Below are 21,951 nucleotides of genomic sequence, written 5' to 3'. Positions count from 1 at the left end.
GACCAGTTCGGGCTCCCCGACGAGCCGATCCGCCACCACGGCCCGCCGACCCGCACCGCTGCGCTCGGCATTCCTGGCGGCCGTGCGACGTCACACCCCTGCCGCGCTCGATACGCTGGGAGGCATGTCCGCGAACGCCGCCGCCCCCGCCTCCGACCGCCGCGCCTGGGGCGACGGCCTCGCCACGATCGCCGCCGACGGCACCGTGCTCGACGCCTGGTTCCCCGCGCCCGCGCTCGGCGGCCTCCCCGCCGGTCGGGAGCGCTGGATCCTGCCCGCGGAGATCGAGGCCCTCACCGGCGCCGACGCCCGCCGGGCGGTCACGATCGAGGCGGTCACCGTCGAGATCGACCTCGACGCCGCCCCCGCAGGCACCGCCGACGCCTACCTCCGGCTCCACCTGCTCTCGCACCTGCTCGCACGGCCGAACACGCTGAACCTCGACGGCATCTTCGCGCACCTGCCCGCCGTCGTCTGGACGAACGCGGGCCCCGTGCACCCGGCCGACTTCGACCGGCTCCGCCCCGTGCTCCAGCGCGCCGGCATCCACGCCACCGGGCTCGACAAGTTCCCCCGCCTGCTCGACTACGTGACCCCCGAGCGCGTGCGCATCGCGGACGCCTCGCGCGTACGCCTCGGCGCCCACCTCGCCCCCGGCACGACCGTCATGCACGAGGGCTTCGTGAACTTCAACGCCGGCACGCTCGGCTCCTCCATGGTCGAGGGCCGCATCTCGCAGGGCGTCGTCGTGGGCGACGGCAGCGACATCGGCGGCGGCGCCTCGATCATGGGCACGCTCTCGGGCGGCGGCACGCAGCGCGTCGAGATCGGCGAGCGCGCCCTGCTCGGCGCGAACTCCGGCATCGGCATCTCGATCGGCGACGACTCGGTCGTCGAGGCCGGGCTCTACGTCACGGCGGGCACCAAGGTCACCGTCGTGGGCGACGGCGAGGAGCGCACCGCGAAGGCCGTGGAACTGTCGGGCCGCCCCGGTCTGCTGTTCCGCCGCAACTCGCTGAACGGCCGCGTCGAGGTGCTCTCGCGCACCGGCAGCGGCATCGTGCTGAACGAGGCCCTGCACGCCTGAGCCTCCTCCCCGCGCCGCGCCTCGGGTACAGTGAGTGCCCAGGCCGCCGAGTGGCGGCCGCCGTCATGCGCGTCACGAGGGAGTGGCTTTGGGCACGGATGCACCGAGGACCCGTCGGTCGGGCCTGCTCAAGTTCCTCGTCGGGCTCCTCGTCACGGTGCTCGTGCTCGCCGGCGCCGGCTGGGGACTCGGCTGGTGGACGGTGCAGCGCTCCTTCCCGCAGACGAGCGGCAGCATCGACGTTCCGGGCCTCGAGTCCGCCGTCACGGTCGAACGCGATGACGCCGGCATCCCGACGGTCGTCGCCGAGAGCGACCACGACCTGTTCCTCGCGCAGGGCTACGTGCACGCGCAGGACCGCTTCTGGGAGATGGACTTCCGCCGCCACGTCACCGCGGGGCGGCTCGCCGAGCTGTTCGGCGCCTCGCAGGTGCCGACCGACACCTTCATCCGCACACTGAACTGGCGCGGCGTCGCCGAGCAGGAGTACGAGCTCCTCGACGAGCCGACCCGGGCGATCTACGACGCCTACGCCGACGGGGTGAACGCCTACCTCGACGAGCGCGGGGGCGCCGACCTCTCCCTCGAGTACGCCGTGCTGGGACTCCAGAACCCCGGCTACTCCCCCGAGCCGTGGACCGCGGTCGACTCCATCGCCTGGCTGAAGGCCATGGCCTGGGACCTCCGCAGCAACCTGGAGGACGAGATCGACCGCGCCCTGCTCGCGACCGAGCTCCCGCCCGAGGAGGTCGCGCGCCTGCACCCCGGCTTCTCCTTCTCGTCGATGCCGACGATCCTCGGCGGGCCCGCGGCCGCAGCCCCGGCCGCGAACGGCGAACCGTCCCCGATCGGCGCCAGTCCGGACGAGGACGCGGATGCCGCAGCCGAGGCATCCGCCTCGCTCCGCGAGCTCCGCACCGCCCTCGACGGGCTGCCCCAGCTGTTCGGGCCGGCCGGCGGCGAGATCGGCTCGAACAGCTGGGTCGTCTCCGGCGCGCACACCGAATCCGGCCTGCCGCTCCTCGCGAACGACCCGCATCTCGGCCCGGCGATGCCCTCGATCTGGTACCAGATGGGCCTCCGTTGCGCCGAGCGCTCGGAGCGCTGCCTCTACGACGTCGCCGGCTACACCTTCTCCGGCCTCCCCGGCGTCGTCATCGGCCATAACGACCGCATCGCCTGGGGCTTCACGAACCTCGGCCCCGACGTCGCCGATCTCTTCCTCGAACGGGTCGAGGGCGACGAGTACGAGCTCGACGGGGTGCGCCGCCCGCTCCAGCTGCGTGAGGAGACGATCGAGGTCGCGGGCGGCGACCCGGTGACCGTGACCGTGCGCGCCACCGGCCGCGGGCCGCTCGTCACGGGCATCGGCGACAGCTTCGCGCGCATCGCCGACGCGGCGGATGCCTCCGATGCCGGCGCGGGCGACATCCAGCTCTCCCTCGCGTGGACGGCGCTTACCGCGGGCACCACCCCGCAGGCGATCTTCGCGTTGAACCGCGCGCAGGACTGGGACGGCTTCCGCACGGCCGCCGCGCTCTTCGACGTGCCGAGCCAGAACCTCGTCTACGCCGACGTCGACGGGAACATCGGCTACCAGGCACCGGGAGACATCCCGATCCGCAGCGTCGGCGACGGCACCGTCCCGCTCCCGGGGTGGACGAGCGCCAACCGGTGGACCGGTTCGATCCCCTTCGAGCAGCTGCCGTCCCTGTACAACCCGGAGCGCGGCATCATCGTCACCGCGAACAACGCGGTGACCGCCGACGGGCCGTTCCTCACCGCCGACTGGGACCTCGGCTACCGCGCCGACGGCATCGAGCGACGACTGGCCGAGGCCCTCGACGGCGGGGCGAAGCTCAGCGCCGACGACCTCGCGGCCATCCAGCTCGACACCCGCGACGCGAACGCCGAGGCGTTCCTGCCGCTCATCGCCGAGCTCGAGCTCGACGGCGACGCGAGGGCCGGCGCCGACTACCTCGCCGGCTGGGACGGCCACGCGGATGCCGACAGCGGGCAGGCCGCCTACTTCGCGGTGTTCTGGCGCACCCTCCTCGACGGCATGTTCGGCGGACTGCCGGAGGGCACCCGCCCCGCGGGCGGCGACCGCTGGTTCGGCGTCGTCGGCACCCTGCTCGGCGAACCGGACTCGAGCTGGTGGACGAACGAGCAGCTCGGCGTCGCCGGCCGCGACGCGATGATCGCCGCGGCCCTCGACTCCGCGTGGTCGGAGACCCGCAGCCTCCTCGGCTCGGACGCGGAGCGGTGGAGCTGGGGCGAGCTGCACACCCTGACCCTCACGAACCAGAGCTTCGGCGAGTCCGGCATCGCGCCCATCGAGTGGCTGTTCAACCGGGGCCCCTACCGCCTCGGCGGCGGCTCGGCGATCGTGAACGCGATCGGCTGGGATGCCTCGCTCGGCTACGGCGTCGACTGGGTGCCCTCGATGCGCATGATCGTCGACCTCTCGGACTTCGACGACTCCACCTGGGTGAACCTCACGGGCGCCTCGGGCCACGCCTTCCACCGCCACTACGACGATCAGGCGCCGCTCTGGCAGCGCGGCGAGCAGCGGCCGTGGGCGTACACGCCCGATGCGACCGACGCGGCATCCGTCGACCGGCTGACGCTCCGCCCCGCCGGCTGACGCTCTGTCTCGGCTGACGCTCCACCCCGCCGGCTGACGCGCCGCCCCGCGCGGAAACGCCGAACGCCGGCCGCAGTCGCGGCCGGCGTTCGAGTTCGCTCGTCGGATGCCTCAGGCGCCCGGGTAGCGCCGCTCCGGCGCCCCCGTGTACAGCTGCTGCGGGCGACCGATCTTCGTCTGCGGGTCGAGGTTCATCTCGCGCCAGTGCGCGATCCAGCCGGGCAGCCGGCCGATCGCGAAGAGCACGGTGAACATGCGCGTCGGGAAGCCCATCGCCTTGTAGATGACGCCCGTGTAGAAGTCGACGTTCGGGTAGAGACGACGCTCCTTGAAGTAGTCGTCCTGCAGGGCGAACTGCTCGAGCTCCTTCGCGATGTCGAGGAGCGGGTCGTTCACACCGAGGCTCTCGAGCACGGCGTCGGCCGACTCCTTCACGATCTTGGCGCGCGGGTCGTAGTTCTTGTAGACGCGGTGGCCGAAGCCCATGAGCTTCACGCCGTCCTCCTTGCGCTTCACGCGCTCGACGAACTTCGCGACGCCCTCGCCCGACTCCTGGATGCGGGCGAGCATCTGCAGCACGGCCTCGTTCGCGCCGCCGTGCAGGGGGCCCGAGAGCGCCTGGATGCCGGCCGAGATCGAGGAGTAGAGGTTCGCACCGGTCGAGCCGACGAGTCGCACCGTCGAGGTCGAGGCGTTCTGCTCGTGGTCCTCGTGGAGGATGAGCAGGCGGTCGAGGGCGCGCACGAGGGTCGGCTCGAGCACGTACGGCTCGGCCATGTTGCCGAAGTTCAGCCGCAGGAAGTTCTCGACGAAGTTCAGCGAGTTGTCGGGGTAGAGGAACGCCTGGCCGACGCTCTTCTTGTGCGCGTACGCGGCGATGACCGGCAGCTTCGCCAGCAGGCGCAGCGTCGTGACCTCGACGTGGTCGGGGTCGTGCGGGTCGGAGGAGCCCTCGTAGTACGTGGAGAGCGCCGCGACCGCGCTCGAGAGCACCGACATCGGGTGCGCCGTGTGCGGCAGCGCCGAGAAGAAGCGCTTCAGGTCTTCGTGCAGCAGCGTGTGACGACGGACCTTGTCGTCGAAGTCGGCCAGCTGGTCGGCCGTCGGCAGCTCGCCGTAGATCAGCAGCCAGGCGACCTCGAGGTACGTCGAGTGCTCGGCGAGCTGCTCGATCGGGTACCCGCGGTAGCGCAGGATGCCCTGCTCGCCGTCGATGTAGGTGATCTGCGAGCGGGTCGACGCGGTGTTGACGAACCCGTAGTCGAGACCGGTGAGGCCGGTCTGCCGGGTGAGCGTCGACAGGTCGATGCTGGAGCTGCCCTGCACTGCAGGGGTGATCGGGAATTCGGCAGTGCCGCCCGGGTAGTTCAGGGTCGCGGTCGCGGGGTTCTGCCCGGCCGCGGAGTTCGCGACGTCGGTCACGGCGCCTCCTGTGATCGTCATGGTGCGGTCACCTGCCTTCGATGGGGGCAGCCGGTTGGCGGCCGCGGCCCGAGTACAGCCTAGACGTGCCCGGAGCACACTGTCGCACCCACCAAAGCATCCGCGGATCCTTGGCGAAAGCCGACAATCGGCTGTGGATCAGCGCGTCAGCCGCGCAGACGAGCGACCGCCGCGGCGATGCGCTCGTCGCTCGCGGTGAGCGAGAGCCGCACGTGCTCCGGGTAGTGCACGCCGTAGAAGTGGCCGGGACCGGCGAGGATGCCGAGCCCGGCGAGCCGGTCGATGCTCTCCCAGGCGTCACGCCCCTCGGTCGCCCAGAGGTACAGCCCGGCCTCGCTGCGGTCGATGCGGAAGCCCGCGGCCTCGAGCGCCGGGCGCAGCTGATCGCGACGGGCCCGGTAGCGCTCCTTCTGCTCGGCGACGTGGGCGTCGTCGCGGAGCGCGGCGACCATCGCCTGCTGCAGCGGGAACGGCACCATCAGCCCCGCGTGCTTCCGCACGGTGGTGATGCGCGACACGACGCTGCGGCAGCCGGCGACGAACGCCGCCCGGTAGCCGGCCATGTTCGACTGCTTCGAGAGCGAGTAGATCGCGAGCGTGTTGCGGCGGTCGTCACCGATCACCCGCGGATCGAGCAGCGACGGCACGGGCGCGTCGGCCCACTCGCCGTCCCAGCCGAGCTCGGCGTAGCACTCGTCGCTCACGATGACCGCGCCGAGCTCGTGCGCCCTGGCGCGCGCCGCCCGGAGCTCCTCGAGACCGAGCACCCGCCCGTCGGGGTTGCCGGGGCTGTTCAGCCAGATGAGCCGTGTCTCGGCGGGCCACTCGGCCGGGTCGTCGGCGGCCATCGCGGTCGCCCCGACGAGCACCGCGCCCATCTCGTAGCTCGGGTAGGCCGCCTTCGGATGGACGACGACGTCGCCCTCGCCGAGCCCGAGGAGGAACGGCAGCAGCGCGACGAGCTCCTTCGAACCGATCGTCGGCAGGACGTTCGCCTCACTGAGTCCGGTGACGCCGCGTCGGCGGGCGAACCAGCGCACGATCTCGGCGCGCAGCTCGTCGGTGCCGACCGTGGTCGGGTAGGAGTGCGCGTCGGTCGCGGCCGCGAGCGCCTCGCGCACGACGGCGGGGGTCTCGTCGACCGGCGAACCGATCGAGAGGTCGACGATGCCGCCGGGATGCGCCGCCGCGGTCTCTCGGTAGGGGGCCATCAGGTCCCACGGGTAGTCGGGAAGCTCGCCCCGCGCCATGCTCAGTGCGCCTGCGGCGGCAGCGCCGCGACGATCGGGTGGTCGAAGGCGAGCACGCCGACCTTGGCGGCGCCGCCGGGCGAGCCGATCTCGTCGAAGAACTCGACGTTCGCCTTGTAGTAGTCGGCCCACTCGTCGGGCAGGTCGTCTTCGTAATAGATCGCCTCGACCGGGCACACCGGCTCGCAGGCGCCGCAGTCGACGCACTCGTCGGGATGGATGTACAGCGACCGCTCGCCCTCGTAGATGCAGTCCACGGGGCACTCGTCGATGCAGGCGCGGTCTTTCACGTCCACGCATGGCAGCGCGATCACATAGGTCACGGCTCGTCCCTTCGAAACGACGGTCGCTTCAGTCTAGAGCGGGGCGACGGACCCGGAGCCCGCCGCGACGTCACCGGAGGACGCAGGAGCGGGCGCGACCGGCGTGCGGCGCTGCGGCAGCGACGGCCAGGCGACGACGAGCACGGCGATGAGCGCCGGACCGACCGACCAGATCGTGCCGACGAGCCCGCTCGCGATGAGCACCGAGCCGCCCGGGCCGGGCAGCGAGAGGAGCGCGACGATACCGATGATGCCGGCGCCGGCGGCCGCAGCGGCCCAGCGGCCGCCGGCCACGAGGCGGATGCCGAGGAGCAGCGCCGCGACGCCGAGGAGCCCCGCGACGAGCCCCCACGGGATCGACACCTCGCCGAGCTCGATGCTCTGGCGATGGCCGACGGTCGCGACCGCGCCGTAGACGACGCCGATCAGCCCCGCGAGGAGCAGCGAGCCCACCCGGCTCCAGGCCGACGTCGGCGCCGCGTGCTCGGTCACTGCGGCTTCGCCGTGACGGTGTAGGCGACGTTCTCGCCGTCGCCGGCGACGAGCACGAGGTAGTTCGCGTTCGCGTAGACCGCGGCACCGGCGTCCGTGCCCGAGAGCGTCGTGTCGGGGGCGAATCCCGCCGCCTCGAGCGCGGCGACCGCGTCGGCCACCGGGTCGGCCGCGGAGGACGTCATCGTGACGAGCCAGCCCTCCCCCGCAGCGCCGGCGGCGAAGACGATCTCGCCCTCGAGGAGCGGCACCTCGGACGGGAAGTCGGCGGGCAGCTCGCCGCCGAGCGAGACGTCGCCGCCCGCGGCCTCTTCGACGGCACCCTCGATGCCCTGGTTCACGAGCTCTTCGACCGGGTTCGCGAAGCAGCCGGTGAGGGCGGTCGCCGAGAGCACGGCGATGGCGGCGAGCAGGCCGAGACGAGTACGAGGAGGCACGACGGACATGCCGCGAGTCTACCGCCGACCGCCCGCGGCGGACATGGCGTAGCGTGAGGCGCGAGGCCCCGTCCGGGGCGAGAGGGAGGCGGCATGACGAGCCACGACCGCGCCGAGCAGCACGACGGAACGCCGGCACCCGAGGTGCGCCTGGAGCGCGACGGCGCCGTCGCCGTCATCACCATCGACCGCCCGAAGGCGCTGAACGCGCTCTCCCCCGCCGTGCTCGACGCGCTCGCGGCGATCCTCGAGGAGCTGGCCACCGACCCCGCGGGGCTCGCCGGCGTGCTCCTCGTGGGCGCGGGCGGGCGCGCGTTCGTCGCGGGCGCCGACATCTCGGCGATGCCGGGGCTCACGCCCGACGAGGGCGCGCAGACCGCCGAGCGCGGGCACGGGGTGGCCGCGGCGGTCGAGGCGCTGCCCCTGCCGGTGATCGCCTGCGTCGACGGCTACGCCCTCGGCGGCGGGCTCGAGCTCGCCCTCGCCTGCGACTTCATCTACGCGACCGAGGCGTCGCGCTTCGGGCAGCCCGAGGTGCATCTCGGGCTGATCCCGGGCTTCGGCGGCACCGTACGGCTCCCCCGCGCCGTCGGCCCGGCGCTCGCGAAGGAGCTCATCTACACCGGGCGCCAGCTCGGCGTCGACGAGGCCGTGCAAGCGGGCCTCGTGCTGCGCCGCTTCGCCGACCGCGAGGCGCTCCTCGCCGGAGCGCGCGAGACCGTCGAGCGCATCGGCGCGAACGCGGCCACCGCCGTCGCCCTCGCCAAGCGCGTGCTCGTGGGCGCTGCCGGCACGCCGACCGCCACGGCGACGCTCCTCGAGATCGAGGGCTTCCGCGACGCGTTCCGCACGGACGACATGCGGGAGGGCGTCGCGGCCTTCCTCGAGAAGCGCGACCCGGAGTTCACCGGCCGCTGAGCGCGGCCGCGGGGAGGTGCGCTCAGCCGAGGCGTGCGCTCAGCCAGGCCATGCCGTCGAAGCGCGCACCGTCGGAGCCGTACATCTCGAGGTGCAGGTGCGGGCCGGTCGACTGCCCGGTCGAGCCGATGTTGCCGAGCTGCTGCCCGGCGGTCACCCGGTCGCCGACGGAGACCTGGAGCGAACCGAACTGCATGTGCGAGTAGGAGCTCGTCAGCAGCTCGCCGTCGATGTTGTGCTGCACCTCGACGTTCACGCCGAGGCCGCCGCCGTTCTCGGTGGCGGTGATGACGACGCCGTCGGCGATGGACATCACCGGGGTCCCCTCGCCGGGGATGAAGTCGACGCCCTTGTGGAACGTCGAGCACCCGTCGCAGGGGGCGGAACGCGGGCCGAAGCCGTCGCTGATCCGGCCGGGGTTCGTCACCGGCCACACGATCGCGTCGGTGCGCTGGATCTCGACCGTGCCGAGCCCGGCGACGGAGGAGGCGATCGGCGGCGGAGCCGCGACCGCGGTGAACTCGTCGACCGCAACCTCGGCGGCCACGACGTCGCCGCCGAGTTCGAGCTCCTGCGGCTTCGGCGCGAGCACGTCGGCGACCGGGGCGTAGACGGAGGCCGTCGGCTCGGTCGAGGTGGCCGTCACGGCGAGCGCCGGCAGGCTCGTGGCGAGCATCATGCCGCCGGCGAACGTCATGCCGAGCGTCGCGAGGAGGCGCTTTGCGGGCGGGGGGCTGGTGCGGCGGCGTCGGGCCAGGCGTGCGGCCGCGCGGCGGCCGCGAGATGCAGGGGGAGTCGTCATGCGTTTCGTATCGGGTTCGTGCGTTCGTTATCGAATCTTTATCGAAGGACCTCGGCTACCGTACGCGGATCTCCCTGGGAGCTTCATCCGAATGCATGAATCCCTGCGCCGACTCCCAGGCAGGCATCCCGCTCCCCCGGCCGCGATCGGCGGCGCCGCGTCGACCCGCCCGCAGCACCCGGAAACGACGGATGCCGCGGGCCGAAGCCCGCGGCATCCGCCACGCCTCAGTGGAATCCCAGATCAGCCCTGCTTCTTCAGCCGCGAGGTGGCACGGGCGCGGGCGGTCGCATCGAGCTCCACCTTGCGGATGCGCACCTTCTCCGGCGTGACCTCGACGCACTCGTCCTCGCGCGCAAACTCGAGGCACTCCTCGAGGGTCAGCTGGCGCGACGGCGTCATCGACTCGAAGGTGTCGGCCGTCGACGAACGCATGTTCGTGAGCTTCTTCTCCTTCGTGATGTTCACGTCCATGTCGTCGGCGCGCGAGTTCTCGCCGATGACCATGCCCTCGTAGACCTCTTCGGTCGGGTTCACGAAGAACGACATCCGCTCCTGCAGCGCGATGATCGCGAAGGGGGTCACGACGCCCGCGCGGTCGGCGACGATCGAGCCGTTGTTGCGCGTCGTGATCGTGCCCGCCCACGGCTCGTAGCCGTGCGAGATCGCGTTCGCGATGCCCGTGCCGCGGGTGATCGTGAGGAACTCGGTGCGGAAGCCGATGAGGCCGCGGCTCGGCACGATGAATTCCATGCGGACCCAGCCCGTGCCGTGGTTCGACATGTTGTCCATGCGGCCCTTGCGGGCGGCGAGGAGCTGCGTGATCGCGCCGAGGTACTCCTCGGGCGCGTCGATCGTGAGGTGCTCGAAGGGCTCGTGCACCTTGCCGTCGACCTGCTTCGTGACCACCTGCGGCTTGCCGACGGTGAGCTCGAAGCCCTCGCGCCGCATCTGCTCGACGAGGATGGCGAGGGCGAGCTCGCCGCGGCCCTGCACCTCCCAGGCGTCGGGGCGGCCGATGTCGACGACCTTCAGCGAGACGTTGCCGACGAGCTCGCGGTCGAGCCGGTCCTTCACCATGCGGGCGGTGAGCTTGTGACCCTTGACCTTGCCGACGATCGGCGAGGTGTTCGTGCCGATCGTCATCGAGATCGCGGGGTCGTCGACGTGGATCGCCGGGAGCGGCCGCACGTCCTCCGGGTCGGCGAGGGTCTCGCCGATGGTGATCTCCTCGATGCCGGCGACGGCGATGATGTCGCCTGGGCCCGCGTCCTCGGCGGGGAAGCGCTCGAGCGCCTTCGTCTTCAGGAGCTCGGTGATGCGCACGTTCGAGTGGCTGCCGTCGTGGCGCACCCAGGCGACGGTCTGGCCCTTCTTGATGCGGCCGTTGAAGACGCGCAGCAGGGCGAGGCGGCCGAGGAACGGCGAGGAGTCGAGGTTCGTGACCCAGGCCTGCAGCGGGGCCTCGTCGTCGTAGCTCGGGGCCGGGACGTGCTCGAGGATCGCCTCGAACAGCGGCTCGAGGTCGCCGTTGTCGGGCAGCTCACCGTTCGCGGGACGGTTCCGCGATGCGCGGCCGGCCTTGCCGGAGGCGTAGACGACCGGCACGTCGAGCAGCGCGTCGACGTCGAGATCGGGCACGTCGTCGGAGAGGTCGCTCGCGAGGCCGAGCAGCAGGTCGTGGCTCTCCTCCTCGACCTCGGCGATGCGCGCGTCGGGACGGTCGGTCTTGTTCACGAGGAGGATGACCGGCAGGCGGGCCTCGAGCGCCTTGCGGAGCACGAAGCGGGTCTGCGGCAGCGGCCCCTCGGACGAGTCGACGAGCAGCACGACGCCGTCGACCATCGACAGGCCGCGCTCGACCTCGCCGCCGAAGTCGGCGTGGCCAGGGGTGTCGATCACGTTGATCGTGACCGGACCGTCGGTCGCGTGCACGCCCTTGTACTCCACCGCCGTGTTCTTGGCGAGGATCGTGATGCCCTTCTCACGCTCGAGCTCGTTCGAGTCCATGGCGCGGTCGTCGACGTGCGCGTGCTCCGCGAAGGAGTTCGTCTGCTTGAGCATGGCGTCGACGAGCGTCGTCTTGCCGTGGTCGACGTGGGCGACGATCGCGACGTTGCGCAGATCGGTGCGGTGGGCGAGCGCCATGAAGGAAAGCTCCTGTCGGTGGATGATCGGCCGGACTCGGCCGCCTGACATCGTATCGCACCCCGGCGAACGTCTCGGCACGCGGTTCCCAGGCTCGTCGCGGAGACGCCGGAGGCCCGGTCCGCTGCTGCGGGCCGGGCCTCCGGTCGGTCGGATCAGACCGCGAGCGGGATGTTCGCCCCGGGGATCGCGGCGAGCAGGTCCTTCGTGTACTGCTCCTTCGGGTTCTCGAACACCTCGTCCGTGGTCGCCGCCTCGACGATGCGTCCCTTCTGCATGACGCAGACGTTGTCGGCGATGACCCGCACGACCGCGAGGTCGTGCGTGATGAAGAGGTAGGTCAGCCCGAGCTCGGCCTGGAGGTCGGCGAGCAGACGCAGGATCTGCGCCTGCACCAGCACGTCGAGGGCCGAGACGGCCTCGTCGAGCACGACGATCTCCGGCTTCAGGGCGAGCGCGCGCGCGATCGCGATGCGCTGCCGCTGACCGCCCGACAGCTCGTTCGGGTAGCGCCCGACGAGCGTGCGGGGCAGCGACACCTGGTCGAGCAGCTCGAACACGCGCTCACGGCGGGACGCGGCGGTGCCCACCTTGTGCGTCATGAGCGGCTCGCCGATCGTGTTGCCGATGTTCCGCAGCGGGTTCAGCGAACCGTACGGGTCCTGGAAGACCGGCTGCATCCGGCTGCGGAGCGCGAACAGCTCCTTGCCGCGCACGTTCGCGAGATCGGCGCCGCCGACGAGGATGCGGCCGGCGGTCGCGTCCTCGAGCTTCAGCAGCATCTTCGCGACGGTCGACTTGCCCGATCCCGACTCGCCGACGAGCGCCGTCGTGGTGCCCTTCGCGATCTGGAACGAGACGCTGTCGACGGCGGTGAAGTCGCCGGTGCCGCGGATCTTGTAGACCTTCGTCAGGTCTTCCACGACGATCGCCGGCGGCAGCGCCGCGGCGGCCTCGAGCGACTCGGCCCGGGCCTCGGCGGTGGCGATCAGGTCGATCGCCTCCCCCGCGGCGGACGCCGCGTCCTCGCCCATCGAGTCCTCGGCGGCCTTGATGCTGCCGGTGGCCTGGATGCGACGCGAGGCGAGGCTCGGCGCGGCGGCGACGAGGCGCTGCGTGTACGGGTGCTGCGGGTTCTGCAGGATCTCGAGCGACGGGCCCGACTCGACCACGCGGCCCTTGTACATCACGACGAGCTGCTCCGCGCGCTCGGCGGCGAGGCCGAGGTCGTGCGTGATGAACAGCAGCGTGGTGCCGAGCTCGCGGGTGAGCGACTCGAGGTGGTCGAGGATGACCCGCTGCACCGTGACGTCGAGCGCCGAGGTGGGCTCGTCGGCGATGAGCAGCTGCGGGTTCGCCGCGAGGCCCATGCCGATGAGCACGCGCTGGCGCATGCCGCCGGAGAACTGGTGCGGGAACTGCTTCAGGCGGCGGTCGGCATCCTGGAGGCCGGCCTCCTTCAGCACCTCGATCGCCCGCGCCTTCACAGCCTTGCGGTCGCTCGCGATGCCGTTCGCGCGGATCGCCTCCTCGACCTGGAAGCCGATCGACCAGACCGGGTTCAGGTTCGACATCGGGTCCTGCGGGACGAAGCCGATCTTGCGACCGCGGATGGACTCCATCTCGTGCTTCGTGGCCTTGCTCAGGTCCTGGCCGTCGAGGAGGATCTGCCCGCCCGTGATCTGGCCGGAGCCCGGGAGCAGGTTGATGATCGCGTGCGCGGTCGTCGACTTGCCGGAGCCGGACTCCCCCACGATCGCGAGGCTCTGCCCGCGGTAGAGGGTGATGTTCACGCCGTCGACGGCCTTCACCATGCCGGTCTGCGTCTTGAAGCCGACCTCGAGGTCCTTGATCTCGAGGAGCGGACGCTCGGCGTCGGTGCGGGATTCGGGCACGGGAGTTCCGATCGTCTTCTCGGTGTCGATCTCGGTCATCGGCGGGCCCTCGCCTTCGGGTCGAGCGCGTCGCGGATGACCTCGCCGAGCATGATGAAGCTCAGCACGGTCACGCTCAGCGCGATCGACGGGAGGATCAGCGTCTGCGGCGCGACACGGAGGTCGCGCTGCGCCTGGCTGATGTCGTTGCCCCACGACATGATGCTCGACGGCAGGCCGACGCCGAGGAACGACAGGGTCGCCTCCGCGACGATCGCCGAGGCGAGCGAGATGGTCGTGATGACGATGACGGGAGCGATCGAGTTCGGCAGCACGTGCCGGACGAGGATGCGGAAGCGGGAGACGCCGAGGGCGGTGGCCGCCATCACGAAGTCGGAGTTCTTCACCCTCAGGATCTCGGCTCTCAGCACACGCGCGGTCGCTGGCCACGCGAAGATGCCGATCGCGAGTGCGATCGTCCAGATGCTCGCGTACTTCGAGAGCACCGACATCACGACGACGGCCGCCAGGATGTAGGGGATCGAGAAGAAGATGTCGCCGAGGCGCGAGAGCACCGAGTCGACCCAGCCGCCGTAGAAGCCGGCGAAGGCGCCGAACAGGATGCCGAGCACCGCCACGAGCACCGTCACGATGAGCCCGACCGACAGCGAGGTCGACGTGCCGTGGATGATGCGCGAGTAGATGTCGCAGCCCTGCTTCGTGAAGCCGAGCGGGTGGCCCGGCGCGGGGCCGGCGTTGCTGTTCGAGAGCTGGCAGTCGTTGTTCGGCGGCACCTGCGTGAACAGGCCCGGGAACAGGGCGACCACGACGACGAGCAGGATGATCGCGGCCGAGATCCAGAACATCGGGCGGCGGCGCACGTCGCGCCAGGCGTCGGTCCAGAGGTTCGAGGGCTTGCCCTCGGCCTTCACGGCGTCGATGGCGACGAGCGGGGTTTCCTCGACCGGGGCGACGTAATGCTGCTGAGTGGATCGGGTGTTACTTGACATAGCGGATCCTCGGGTCGAGAACGGCGTACAGCAGATCCACCAGGAGGTTCACGATGAGGTAGATCAGCACCATGACGGTCACGAAGGAGACGACGGTCGGTCCCTCCCCGCGGATGATCGCCTGGTAGAGGGTGCGACCGACGCCGGGCACGTTGAAGATGCCCTCGGTCACGGTGGCGCCCACCATGAGCACGCCGAAGTCCACGGCGATGTAGGTCACGACCGGGATGAGCGAGTTGCGCAGGATGTGCACGGGGACGATGCGTCGCCGGGACAGGCCCTTGCTCGCGGCGGTGCGAACGAAGTCCTGGCCGTCCGTCTCGATGACCGACGCCCTCGTCAGTCGGACGATCTGCGCGAAACTGCCCGTCGCCAGCACCATTGCCGGCAATATCAGGTCTTGGATCGGCGCTCCGGCTCCCACGGTCGTTCTGAACCAGCCGAGCTGCACGCCGAAGATGTACTGCGCGGTGAAGGCGACGACGAAGATCGGCAGCGAGATGAGGATGAGGCTCACCACGAGCGCGCTCGCGTCGAAGATGCCGCCCTTGCGCAGTCCCGAGATGAGGCCGACGAGGATGCCGCCGACGGCGAGGAACACCGTGGAGATCGCCGCGAGCTGCAGGGTCACCGGGAAGGTGCGGGCCAGGATGTCGGAGACGGGCTCGCCCGAGAAGGAGATGCCGAAGTCGCCGCGGAAGATCCCGCCGAGGAACAGCAGGTACTGGACGATGAACGGCTTGTCGAGGTTGTAGCGCTCGCGCACCGCCTCGAGGACCTGGGGGGCGGGGGTCTTGTCACCGAAGAGGGCGACGACGGGGTCGCCCGGCATGGCGAAGACCATGAAGTAGATCAGGAAGGTGGTGCCGAGCAAGACAGGGATCGCCTGCAGCAGTCGGCGCAGGATGTAGCCGGCCATGGATCAGGCCTCGGCTTCTGCGGTTGTGGACATTATTGGAAGAAACCTCACCGTTGTGGAGTCGCCCTACGATGCTACGCCGTTCGCGACACCGCAGGATACGTGGGTGTGGGGCGGCGGTCTGGTGACTGCCGCCCCACGGGCGCCTCAGAGTCTAACCCTGAGTCGTCGCAGGCTGGGAACTACTCCGCAGCCTTGGTGATCTGGTAGTACAGCGGAACCGAGTTCCAGCCGAACTCCACGTTGTCCACGTTCTCGCTCCACGCGCCGTTGACGGTCGCGTACCAGAGCGGGACGGCGGGGAGGTCCTTGAACAGGACTTCCTGGACCTGCTGGAACTTCTTGTTCGCCGCGTCGATGTCGGTCTCGGCGAGGCCCTCCTTGAGCAGCGAGTCGACCTCGGGGCTCGAGTAGTCGCCGTCGTTCGAACCGGCACCGGTGCCGTACAGCGGCCCGAGGAAGTTGAACAGGGCCGGGTAGTCGGCCTGCCAACCGGTGCGGAACGCGGTCTGGATGGTGCGGTCGGTGACCGCGGTGCGGACCTCGGCGAAGGTCGGGTACGGAGCGCCCGACGCGTCGATGCCGAGGTTGTTCTTCAGCTGGTTCGCCACAGCGTCGACCCAGCCCTGGTGGCCGCCGTCGGCGTTGTACGCGATCTGGAAGCTGCCGCTCCACGGGGAGATGGCGTCGGCCTCGGCCCAGAGCTTCTTGGCCTCGTCGGCGTCGAAGTCGAGGACGTCGGAACCGGGGATGTCCTCCGAGTAGCCGTCGATCACCGGCGAGGTGAAGTCGTGCGCCGGGGTGCGGGTGCCCTCGAAGATCACGTCGGTGATCTCCTCGCGGTTGATCGCCTTCGAGATGGCGGCGCGACGGAGCTTGCCCTCGTCACCCGAGAAGTGCGCGAGGCGCTCCGGGATGGTGAAGGACTGGAAGATCGCCGCGGCCTGGTTGACCGAGCGGTCCGGGAACTCGTCGAGGTAGGTGCCGAGGGCGGCCTCGGGGATCTGGTCCACGACGTCCACGTTGCCCGACTGGAGGTCGGCGTACGACGCATCCTGCGAGGCGTAGAAGATGATGTCGAGCCCGCCGTTCTGCGCCTTGCGCGGACCGTCGTAGTCGGGGTTCGTCACCAGGCTGATCTGCTCGTTGTGCTTCCAGGCGCCTTCGCCGTCGAGCATGTACGGGCCGTTGCCGATCGGGTTCTCACCGAAGGCCTCGAGGTCGGCCCAGGCCGCCTCGGGGAGCGGGAAGAACGCCGAGTAGCCGAGGCGGAGCGGGAAGTCCGACTCGGGCTGCTTGAGCTTGACCTCGAAGGTCAGGTCGTCGACGACCGTCAGGCCGGGGAGCTCGGCGACGTTCTCGTCGTACGAGAAGCCCTCGATCGACTCGAAGAAGTAGCTCGAGAGCTGCGCGTTGTCGAGCGCGGCACCGTAGTTCCACGCCTTCACGAACGACTCGGCGTTGACCGGGTCGCCGTTCGAGAACTTCTGGTCCGGCTTGATCTTGATCGTGTAGGTCTGCGCGTCGTCCGTCTCGATCGACTCCGCGACCTCGTTGTGCGGGGCGCCCTTGGCGTCGTAGTAGACGAGACCGGCGAAGATCGAGTCGAGGATCTTGCCGCCGCCCGTCTCGTTGGTGTTCGTCGGGATCAGCGGGTTCTGGGGCTCGGAGCCATTCGTCGTGATGATGGCCGACGTGTCGCCGGCAGCACCGCTCGACGACGGCGAACCGCTCGTGCAACCGGTGAGCGTGAGCGCCCCGGCCGCAGCAAGAGCAATGGCGGCAACGCCGATTCTCTTGATCTTCAATGTTCCTCCTGTGAGATGTGCGCATGCAGGCAGGGCTTCTGGCCGCGCCCGAGCGCTGGTATGTCGAGGCTAAGGAGTCCTCCCACACGACGCAAACTCCACGAGCAAACCGTTACCGACGCGAAACCTGACGACTCACGACGCGCCGCATTCCGACGCGAAAGCGCAGGAATCTTGCGTCAGGTGACGCCGTGCGAAGATGATCGCATGTCAGCCGCCCGTCGTATGCGAGTCGAGCTCGTGATCGTGCTCGGCCTCTCGCTCGGCGCATCCGCCGTCTACTCGATCGTGTCGATCGTGGCGCGGGTGACCGACCCGACCCCGCTCGCCGAGCAATCGGCGTCGATCAACCAGTCGCGGTCGAGCCGCGAGTGGCTCGACTTCACATACCAGTTCCTCGACGTCTTCTTCGGGCTGTTCGTCGTGGCGCTCGCCCTCTACCTGCTGTGGCGGCCGGGGCGGAGTCCCTTCCGTCGCATCGGCTTCGATTTCACGCGACCGGGGCGCGACGTGGCATCCGGGCTCGCGCTCGTCGCCGCGATCGGCATCCCCGGTCTCGCGCTCTACGCGGCGGGCCGCGCGATGGGGATCACCGTGGCGGTCGTCCCGGCCCCGATCGACACGCACTGGTGGACGGTGCCGATCCTCGTGCTCGCGGCGCTGAAGGCGGCCCTCACCGAGGAGATCATCGTCGTGGGCTACCTGTTCACCCGGCTGCGGGAGCTCGGCGTGGGGCCCTGGGCGACGATCGTCTCGAGCGCGCTGCTCCGTGGCACCTACCACCTCTACCAGGGCTTCGGTCCCTTCGCGGGCAACGTCGCCATGGGCATCGTCTTCGGCTGGTGCTACGTGCGCTGGGGCCGCACGATGCCGCTCGTCGTCGCGCACTGGGTGCTCGACATGGCGGCGTTCATCGGCTATCCGCTGGCGCTCGCGTGGTGGCCGGGGCTGTTCGCGGCACCGGGCGCCTGACGCTCGGCACGTGGGTCGCCGTCGCGAGGGCGACGACCGTGGCGGGCATCGGCGGCAGCTGCTCCTCCGCGACCTCGACCCGGGGGTCGGTGTCGGCGCCGCGGATGCGGGCGCCGTCGATCCAGCTGCGACGGCTCGGCGTGCAGACGGCGCCGACGCACTCGTCGCCGTAGCCGCCGCCCCGGAGCTCGTGCACGGCCTGCGCACGGCGCATGGCCGACGCCGCGGCCGGATCGCGGCGTTCGAGGAGACCGGCCCTCGTGTCGAGGCCGAAGCGATCGCTCGTCGCGACGGCGAGGCCGACGACGAGGAGGATGAAGCCCGCCCCGAGCAGGGCGTCCAGTGGGAGCATCCGACACCTCCGCGTGTGAATGATCCTCAGTTTAGACCCGCGCGGGACCGCTCGGCAGCTCGGATCACGGCGCTCGCCGCGCGCCTCCGCGGCCCTGGAACGGGGCAGGGCGGATGACCCGGACACGTCGCGCCCGGGTCATCCGCCCTGCAGTTCAGCTCCTCCGGGTCAGGCGAAGGCCTCCACGGGCGGGCACGCGCAGACCAGGTTGCGGTCGCCGAACGCCTGGTCGATGCGGCGCACCGGCGCCCAGTACTTGCTGCGCACGAGCGAGCGCACCGGGTAGACGGCCTGCTCGCGGGTGTACGGGTGCTCCCACTCCCCCGCGATGACCGACTCGGCCGTGTGCGGCGCGTTGCGCAGCGGGTTGTCCTCGGCGGGCCACTCGCCCCGGCCGACCGCGTCCGCCTCGGCCTTGATGCTCGCCATCGCCTCGATGAAGCGCTCGAGCTCGGCCAGGTCCTCCGACTCCGTCGGCTCCACCATGAGCGTGCCCGCGACCGGGAACGACATCGTCGGCGCGTGGAAGCCGTAGTCGACCAGCCGCTTCGCGACGTCGTCGACCGTCACCCCCGTCTCCGCCGTGAGCGGGCGCAGGTCGAGGATGCACTCGTGCGCGACGAGCCCGTGCTCGCCCGTGTACAGCACCGGGAAGTGCTCGCGGAGGCGCGAGGCGACGTAGTTCGCCGCGAGCACCGCGGCCGCCGTGGCGTCCTGCAGGCCCTCGGCGCCCATCATCCGCACGTAGGCCCACGAGATCGGCAGGATCGACGGGCTGCCGTACGGCGCCGCCGAGACCGGGCCGCCGCCGTGCACGAAGCCGCCCGCGTGGTCGGCGCGCTGCGCCAGCGGGTGGCCGGGCAGGTAGGGCGCGAGGTGCGCCTTCGCCGCCACCGGGCCGACGCCCGGGCCGCCGCCGCCGTGCGGGATGCAGAACGTCTTGTGCAGGTTCAGGTGCGAGACGTCGCCGCCGAAGTCGCCGAAGCGGGCGTAGCCGAGCAGGGCGTTGAGGTTCGCCCCGTCGACGTAGACCTGGCCGCCGGCGTCGTGGACGGCCTGCGTGATCTCCTTCACCTCGTGCTCGTACACGCCGTGCGTCGAGGGGTAGGTGATCATGAGCGCCGCGAGCGACGCCGCGTGCTCGGCGATCTTCGCGCGCAGATCGCCGAGGTCGACGTTACCGAGCTCGTCGGTCGCCACCACGACGACCCGCATGCCCGCGAGCACCGCGGACGCCGCGTTCGTGCCGTGCGCGCTCGACGGGATCAGGCAGATGTCGCGCTCCCGCTCACCGTTGGCGTCGTGGTAGCCGCGGATCGCGAGGAGGCCCGCGAGCTCGCCCTGGCTGCCCGCGTTCGGCTGCAGCGAGACCGTGTCGTAGCCGGTGACCTCGGCGAGCCAGCTCTCGAGCTGCTCGATAAGGCCGAGGCTGCCGACGACGTCCGCCTCCGGTGCGAACGGGTGCAGGTTCGCGAACGCCGGCCACGTGACCGCCTGCATCTCCGTCGCCGCGTTCAGCTTCATCGTGCAGGAGCCGAGCGGGATCATGCCGCGGTCGAGCGCGTAGTCGCGGTCGGCGAGCGTCTTCAGGTAGCGCATCATCTGCGTCTCGGACTGGTGCGTGTTGAAGACCGGGTGGGTGAGGTAACCGCTCGTTCGGGAGAGCCCGGCGGGCAGGCCCGCCGGGACCGCGCGCGCGTCGACCGGGACCGCGGTCTCCTCCGGCAGCCCGAACGCCCGGGCCGCGAGGGCGAGCTCCGCCTCGGTCGTCGTCTCGTCGACCGCGACGTGCACGGTCGCCTCGTCCACCTCCCAGAGGTGCACGCCGAGCTCGCGGGCCCGGGCGACGACGTTCTTCGCGAGGCCGGGCACGTGCACCTCGACGGCGTCGAAGTAGTGCTCGCTCACGAGGGTGAGGCCGTAGCCCGTGAGCACCTCGGCGAGCGCGGCCGCCTTCTGCGCGGTCGAGACGGCGATGTGCCGGATGCCGGCGGGGCCGTGGTAGACGGCGTACATGGACGCCATCACGGCGAGGAGCACCTGGGCGGTGCAGATGTTCGACGTCGCCTTCTCGCGGCGGATGTGCTGCTCGCGGGCCTGCAGGCTGAGCCGGTAGGCGGGGGCGCCCGAGGCATCCACCGACACCCCGACGAGGCGGCCCGGCATCTGCCGCTCGAGCCCCTTGCGCACCGCCATGTAGCCGGCGTGCGGGCCGCCGAAGCCCATCGGCACGCCGAAGCGCTGCGAGGTGCCGACGGCGACGTCGGCGCCGAGCTCGCCCGGGCTCGTGAGGAGCGCGAGGGCGAGGAGGTCGGCGGCGACGACCGCGAGGCCGCCCTGGGCCTTCGTCGCGGCGAGCACGGTCGACGGGTCCCAGACCCGGCCGGATGCGCCCGGGTACTGCACGAAGACGCCGAAGTGCTCGCCGAGCACGGCGGGGTCGGTCGCCTCGTTCAGCTCCTGCTCGACGAGTTCGATGCCGAGCACCGGCGCGCGCGAGGCGAGCAGCGCCTTCGTCTGCGGCAGCGCGTCGGCGTCGACGACGAAGCGGTGCGAGGGCGACTTGGAGGCGCGCCGGGCGAGGAGCATCGCCTCGACGACGGCGGTGCCCTCGTCGAGCATCGACGCGTTCGCGATGTCGAGGCCGGTGAGGTCCTCGACCATCGTCTGGAAGTTGATGAGCGCCTCGAGCCGGCCCTGGCTGATCTCCGGCTGGTAGGGCGTGTAGGCCGTGTACCAGCTCGGGTTCTCGAGCACGTTGCGCTGGATCACGGCCGGGGTGATCGTGCCCGAGTAGCCGAGCCCGATCATCGAGGTGCGCACCGTGTTCTGCGCGGCGAGCGCGGCGAGCTCGGCGAGCGCCTCCCGCTCGGTCGCGGCCGCGGGGATCGCGGAGTTCAGCACCTCGCCCATGCGGATCGAGGCCGGCACGGCGGCGGACATCAGCGCGTCGAGCGAGTCGTAGCCGAGCTCGTCGAGCATGCGCCGCTGGTCGTCCGCGGTGGTGCCGATGTGGCGGCGCCCGAAGGCGTCGAGGTCGAACGTCGAGGTGGTGCTCATCGGGCGTTGCGGTCCTTACTCGCCGACGAAGGCGCGGTACTCGGCGTGGGTCATGAGGGTCGGCAGCTCGGGCGCCTTCACCTTGATGAGCCAGCCCTCGCCGAACGGGTCGCTGTTCACGAGCTCGGGCGAGTCGATGACGGCCTGGTTCGCCTCGACGACCTCGCCGTCGATGGGCGCGAAGAGTTCGCCGACCGACTTGGTCGACTCGATCTCGCCGACGACGGTGCCGGCGCTCACCGCGGTGCCCGCGGCGGGGAGGTCGACGTAGACGACGTCGCCGAGCTTCTCGGCGGCGTAGTCGGTGATGCCGATGACGGCGGTGTCGCCCTCGACCTTCACCCACTCGTGCTCTTCGGTGTACTGCAGTGCGGTGACGTCGGTCATGGTGATGCTCCTCGGTGGTGGG

The 21,951-nt window shown here is 70.8% G+C and carries 18 protein-coding genes; 4 read left to right on the top strand and 14 right to left on the bottom strand.

Annotated features, from left to right (window positions below):
- The first annotated feature begins 124 nt into the window (after positions 1-124).
- Positions 125-1,087, top strand: a complete 963-nt coding sequence (dapD, locus tag ROT00_RS00280; RefSeq protein WP_404771447.1) for a 2,3,4,5-tetrahydropyridine-2,6-dicarboxylate N-succinyltransferase — start codon at positions 125-127, stop codon at positions 1,085-1,087.
- A gap of 88 nt (positions 1,088-1,175) precedes the next feature.
- Positions 1,176-3,734, top strand: coding sequence for a penicillin acylase family protein (locus ROT00_RS00275; protein WP_472974905.1), 2,559 nt, complete (start codon positions 1,176-1,178; stop codon positions 3,732-3,734).
- 111 nt (positions 3,735-3,845) lie between these two features.
- Here ROT00_RS00275 and ROT00_RS00270 read toward each other — a convergent pair whose 3' ends face one another.
- The 5 genes from ROT00_RS00270 to ROT00_RS00250 form a co-directional block, all read right to left on the bottom strand.
- Complete coding sequence (locus ROT00_RS00270; RefSeq protein ID WP_404771444.1) at positions 3,846-5,177, bottom strand: citrate synthase; 1,332 nt, start codon at positions 5,175-5,177, stop codon at positions 3,846-3,848.
- A 146-nt stretch (positions 5,178-5,323) separates the two neighbouring features.
- Complete coding sequence (gene dapC, locus ROT00_RS00265; RefSeq protein ID WP_404771443.1) at positions 5,324-6,427, bottom strand: succinyldiaminopimelate transaminase; 1,104 nt, start codon at positions 6,425-6,427, stop codon at positions 5,324-5,326.
- A gap of 2 nt (positions 6,428-6,429) precedes the next feature.
- Positions 6,430-6,750, bottom strand: coding sequence for a ferredoxin (gene fdxA / locus ROT00_RS00260; protein WP_404771441.1), 321 nt, complete (start codon positions 6,748-6,750; stop codon positions 6,430-6,432).
- A gap of 33 nt (positions 6,751-6,783) precedes the next feature.
- Positions 6,784-7,242, bottom strand: a complete 459-nt coding sequence (locus ROT00_RS00255; protein WP_404771439.1) for a hypothetical protein — start codon at positions 7,240-7,242, stop codon at positions 6,784-6,786.
- On the bottom strand, positions 7,239-7,688 hold the full coding sequence (locus ROT00_RS00250; RefSeq protein WP_404771438.1) for a hypothetical protein: 450 nt from the start codon (positions 7,686-7,688) through the stop codon (positions 7,239-7,241). The genes ROT00_RS00255 and ROT00_RS00250 overlap by 4 nt, the downstream gene beginning before the upstream one ends.
- Positions 7,689-7,772: 84 nt before the next feature.
- Here ROT00_RS00250 and ROT00_RS00245 point away from each other — a divergent pair, with 84 nt between their 5' ends.
- Entirely contained in the window at positions 7,773-8,597 is an 825-nt protein-coding gene (locus tag ROT00_RS00245; protein WP_404771437.1) for an enoyl-CoA hydratase/isomerase family protein, read from the top strand.
- 22 nt (positions 8,598-8,619) lie between these two features.
- Here ROT00_RS00245 and ROT00_RS00240 read toward each other — a convergent pair whose 3' ends face one another.
- From ROT00_RS00240 to ROT00_RS00215, 6 genes are all read right to left on the bottom strand, one after another.
- The gene (locus tag ROT00_RS00240; protein WP_404771435.1) at positions 8,620-9,294 is read right to left on the bottom strand and encodes a M23 family metallopeptidase; all 675 of its coding nucleotides are present in this window, start codon (positions 9,292-9,294) and stop codon (positions 8,620-8,622) included.
- A gap of 348 nt (positions 9,295-9,642) precedes the next feature.
- Positions 9,643-11,547, bottom strand: coding sequence for a translational GTPase TypA (gene typA, locus ROT00_RS00235; protein ID WP_404771433.1), 1,905 nt, complete (start codon positions 11,545-11,547; stop codon positions 9,643-9,645).
- A gap of 155 nt (positions 11,548-11,702) precedes the next feature.
- Positions 11,703-13,481 (bottom strand): dipeptide ABC transporter ATP-binding protein, encoded by a 1,779-nt coding sequence (locus ROT00_RS00230; protein WP_404771431.1) that lies wholly within the window; start codon positions 13,479-13,481, stop codon positions 11,703-11,705.
- On the bottom strand, positions 13,478-14,431 hold the full coding sequence (locus ROT00_RS00225) for an ABC transporter permease (protein ID WP_404771430.1): 954 nt from the start codon (positions 14,429-14,431) through the stop codon (positions 13,478-13,480). Before ROT00_RS00225 ends, ROT00_RS00230 begins: the two co-directional genes overlap by 4 nt.
- Positions 14,421-15,350: an ABC transporter permease gene (locus tag ROT00_RS00220; RefSeq protein WP_404771428.1), complete on the bottom strand. Its 930-nt coding sequence runs from the start codon at positions 15,348-15,350 to the stop codon at positions 14,421-14,423. Before ROT00_RS00220 ends, ROT00_RS00225 begins: the two co-directional genes overlap by 11 nt.
- A 182-nt stretch (positions 15,351-15,532) precedes the next feature.
- Complete coding sequence (locus tag ROT00_RS00215; RefSeq protein ID WP_404771426.1) at positions 15,533-17,158, bottom strand: peptide ABC transporter substrate-binding protein; 1,626 nt, start codon at positions 17,156-17,158, stop codon at positions 15,533-15,535.
- Between the two features lie 207 nt (positions 17,159-17,365).
- Between ROT00_RS00215 and ROT00_RS00210 the strand changes: the two genes are divergently transcribed.
- The gene (locus tag ROT00_RS00210) at positions 17,366-18,130 is read left to right on the top strand and encodes a CPBP family intramembrane glutamic endopeptidase (protein ID WP_404771425.1); all 765 of its coding nucleotides are present in this window, start codon (positions 17,366-17,368) and stop codon (positions 18,128-18,130) included.
- Here ROT00_RS00210 and ROT00_RS00205 read toward each other — a convergent pair.
- From ROT00_RS00205 to gcvH, 3 genes are all read right to left on the bottom strand, one after another.
- Positions 18,069-18,482 (bottom strand): hypothetical protein, encoded by a 414-nt coding sequence (locus ROT00_RS00205; RefSeq protein WP_404771423.1) that lies wholly within the window; start codon positions 18,480-18,482, stop codon positions 18,069-18,071. The two genes, ROT00_RS00210 and ROT00_RS00205, sit on opposite strands and share 62 nt — an antisense overlap.
- A 168-nt stretch (positions 18,483-18,650) precedes the next feature.
- Positions 18,651-21,542 carry an aminomethyl-transferring glycine dehydrogenase gene (gene gcvP, locus ROT00_RS00200; protein WP_404771422.1) on the bottom strand — a complete coding sequence of 964 codons (2,892 nt, stop codon included), beginning with the start codon at positions 21,540-21,542 and terminating at the stop codon, positions 18,651-18,653.
- A gap of 15 nt (positions 21,543-21,557) precedes the next feature.
- Positions 21,558-21,929: a glycine cleavage system protein GcvH gene (gcvH, locus tag ROT00_RS00195; RefSeq protein ID WP_404771420.1), complete on the bottom strand. Its 372-nt coding sequence runs from the start codon at positions 21,927-21,929 to the stop codon at positions 21,558-21,560.
- Positions 21,930-21,951 lie beyond the last annotated feature (22 nt).

Origin of the sequence: Agromyces mediolanus, assembly GCF_044917495.1 — a bacterium.
GTDB classification, from domain to species: domain Bacteria; phylum Actinomycetota; class Actinomycetes; order Actinomycetales; family Microbacteriaceae; genus Agromyces; species Agromyces mediolanus_B.
Note: the sequence above shows the minus strand (reverse complement) of the source record. Positions and strands in the feature narration are given on the sequence as shown.

What these genes read in the sequence shown, in the direction of transcription:
- ROT00_RS00205 (WP_404771423.1), bottom strand. Translation starts at nt 18,482, where the DNA reads ATGCTCCCACTGGACGCCCTGCTCGGGGCGGGCTTCATCCTCCTCGTC.
- ROT00_RS00245 (WP_404771437.1), top strand. Translation starts at nt 7,773, where the DNA reads ATGACGAGCCACGACCGCGCCGAGCAGCACGACGGAACGCCGGCACCC.
- dapC (WP_404771443.1), bottom strand. Translation starts at nt 6,427, where the DNA reads ATGGCGCGGGGCGAGCTTCCCGACTACCCGTGGGACCTGATGGCCCCC.
- ROT00_RS00210 (WP_404771425.1), top strand. Translation starts at nt 17,366, where the DNA reads ATGTCAGCCGCCCGTCGTATGCGAGTCGAGCTCGTGATCGTGCTCGGC.
- gcvP (WP_404771422.1), bottom strand. Translation starts at nt 21,542, where the DNA reads ATGAGCACCACCTCGACGTTCGACCTCGACGCCTTCGGGCGCCGCCAC.
- ROT00_RS00270 (WP_404771444.1), bottom strand. Translation starts at nt 5,177, where the DNA reads ATGACGATCACAGGAGGCGCCGTGACCGACGTCGCGAACTCCGCGGCC.
- ROT00_RS00225 (WP_404771430.1), bottom strand. Translation starts at nt 14,431, where the DNA reads ATGTCAAGTAACACCCGATCCACTCAGCAGCATTACGTCGCCCCGGTC.
- typA (WP_404771433.1), bottom strand. Translation starts at nt 11,547, where the DNA reads ATGGCGCTCGCCCACCGCACCGATCTGCGCAACGTCGCGATCGTCGCC.
- gcvH (WP_404771420.1), bottom strand. Translation starts at nt 21,929, where the DNA reads ATGACCGACGTCACCGCACTGCAGTACACCGAAGAGCACGAGTGGGTG.
- ROT00_RS00220 (WP_404771428.1), bottom strand. Translation starts at nt 15,350, where the DNA reads ATGGCCGGCTACATCCTGCGCCGACTGCTGCAGGCGATCCCTGTCTTG.
- ROT00_RS00230 (WP_404771431.1), bottom strand. Translation starts at nt 13,481, where the DNA reads ATGACCGAGATCGACACCGAGAAGACGATCGGAACTCCCGTGCCCGAA.
- ROT00_RS00250 (WP_404771438.1), bottom strand. Translation starts at nt 7,688, where the DNA reads ATGTCCGTCGTGCCTCCTCGTACTCGTCTCGGCCTGCTCGCCGCCATC.
- ROT00_RS00240 (WP_404771435.1), bottom strand. Translation starts at nt 9,294, where the DNA reads ATGACGTTCGCCGGCGGCATGATGCTCGCCACGAGCCTGCCGGCGCTC.
- dapD (WP_404771447.1), top strand. Translation starts at nt 125, where the DNA reads ATGTCCGCGAACGCCGCCGCCCCCGCCTCCGACCGCCGCGCCTGGGGC.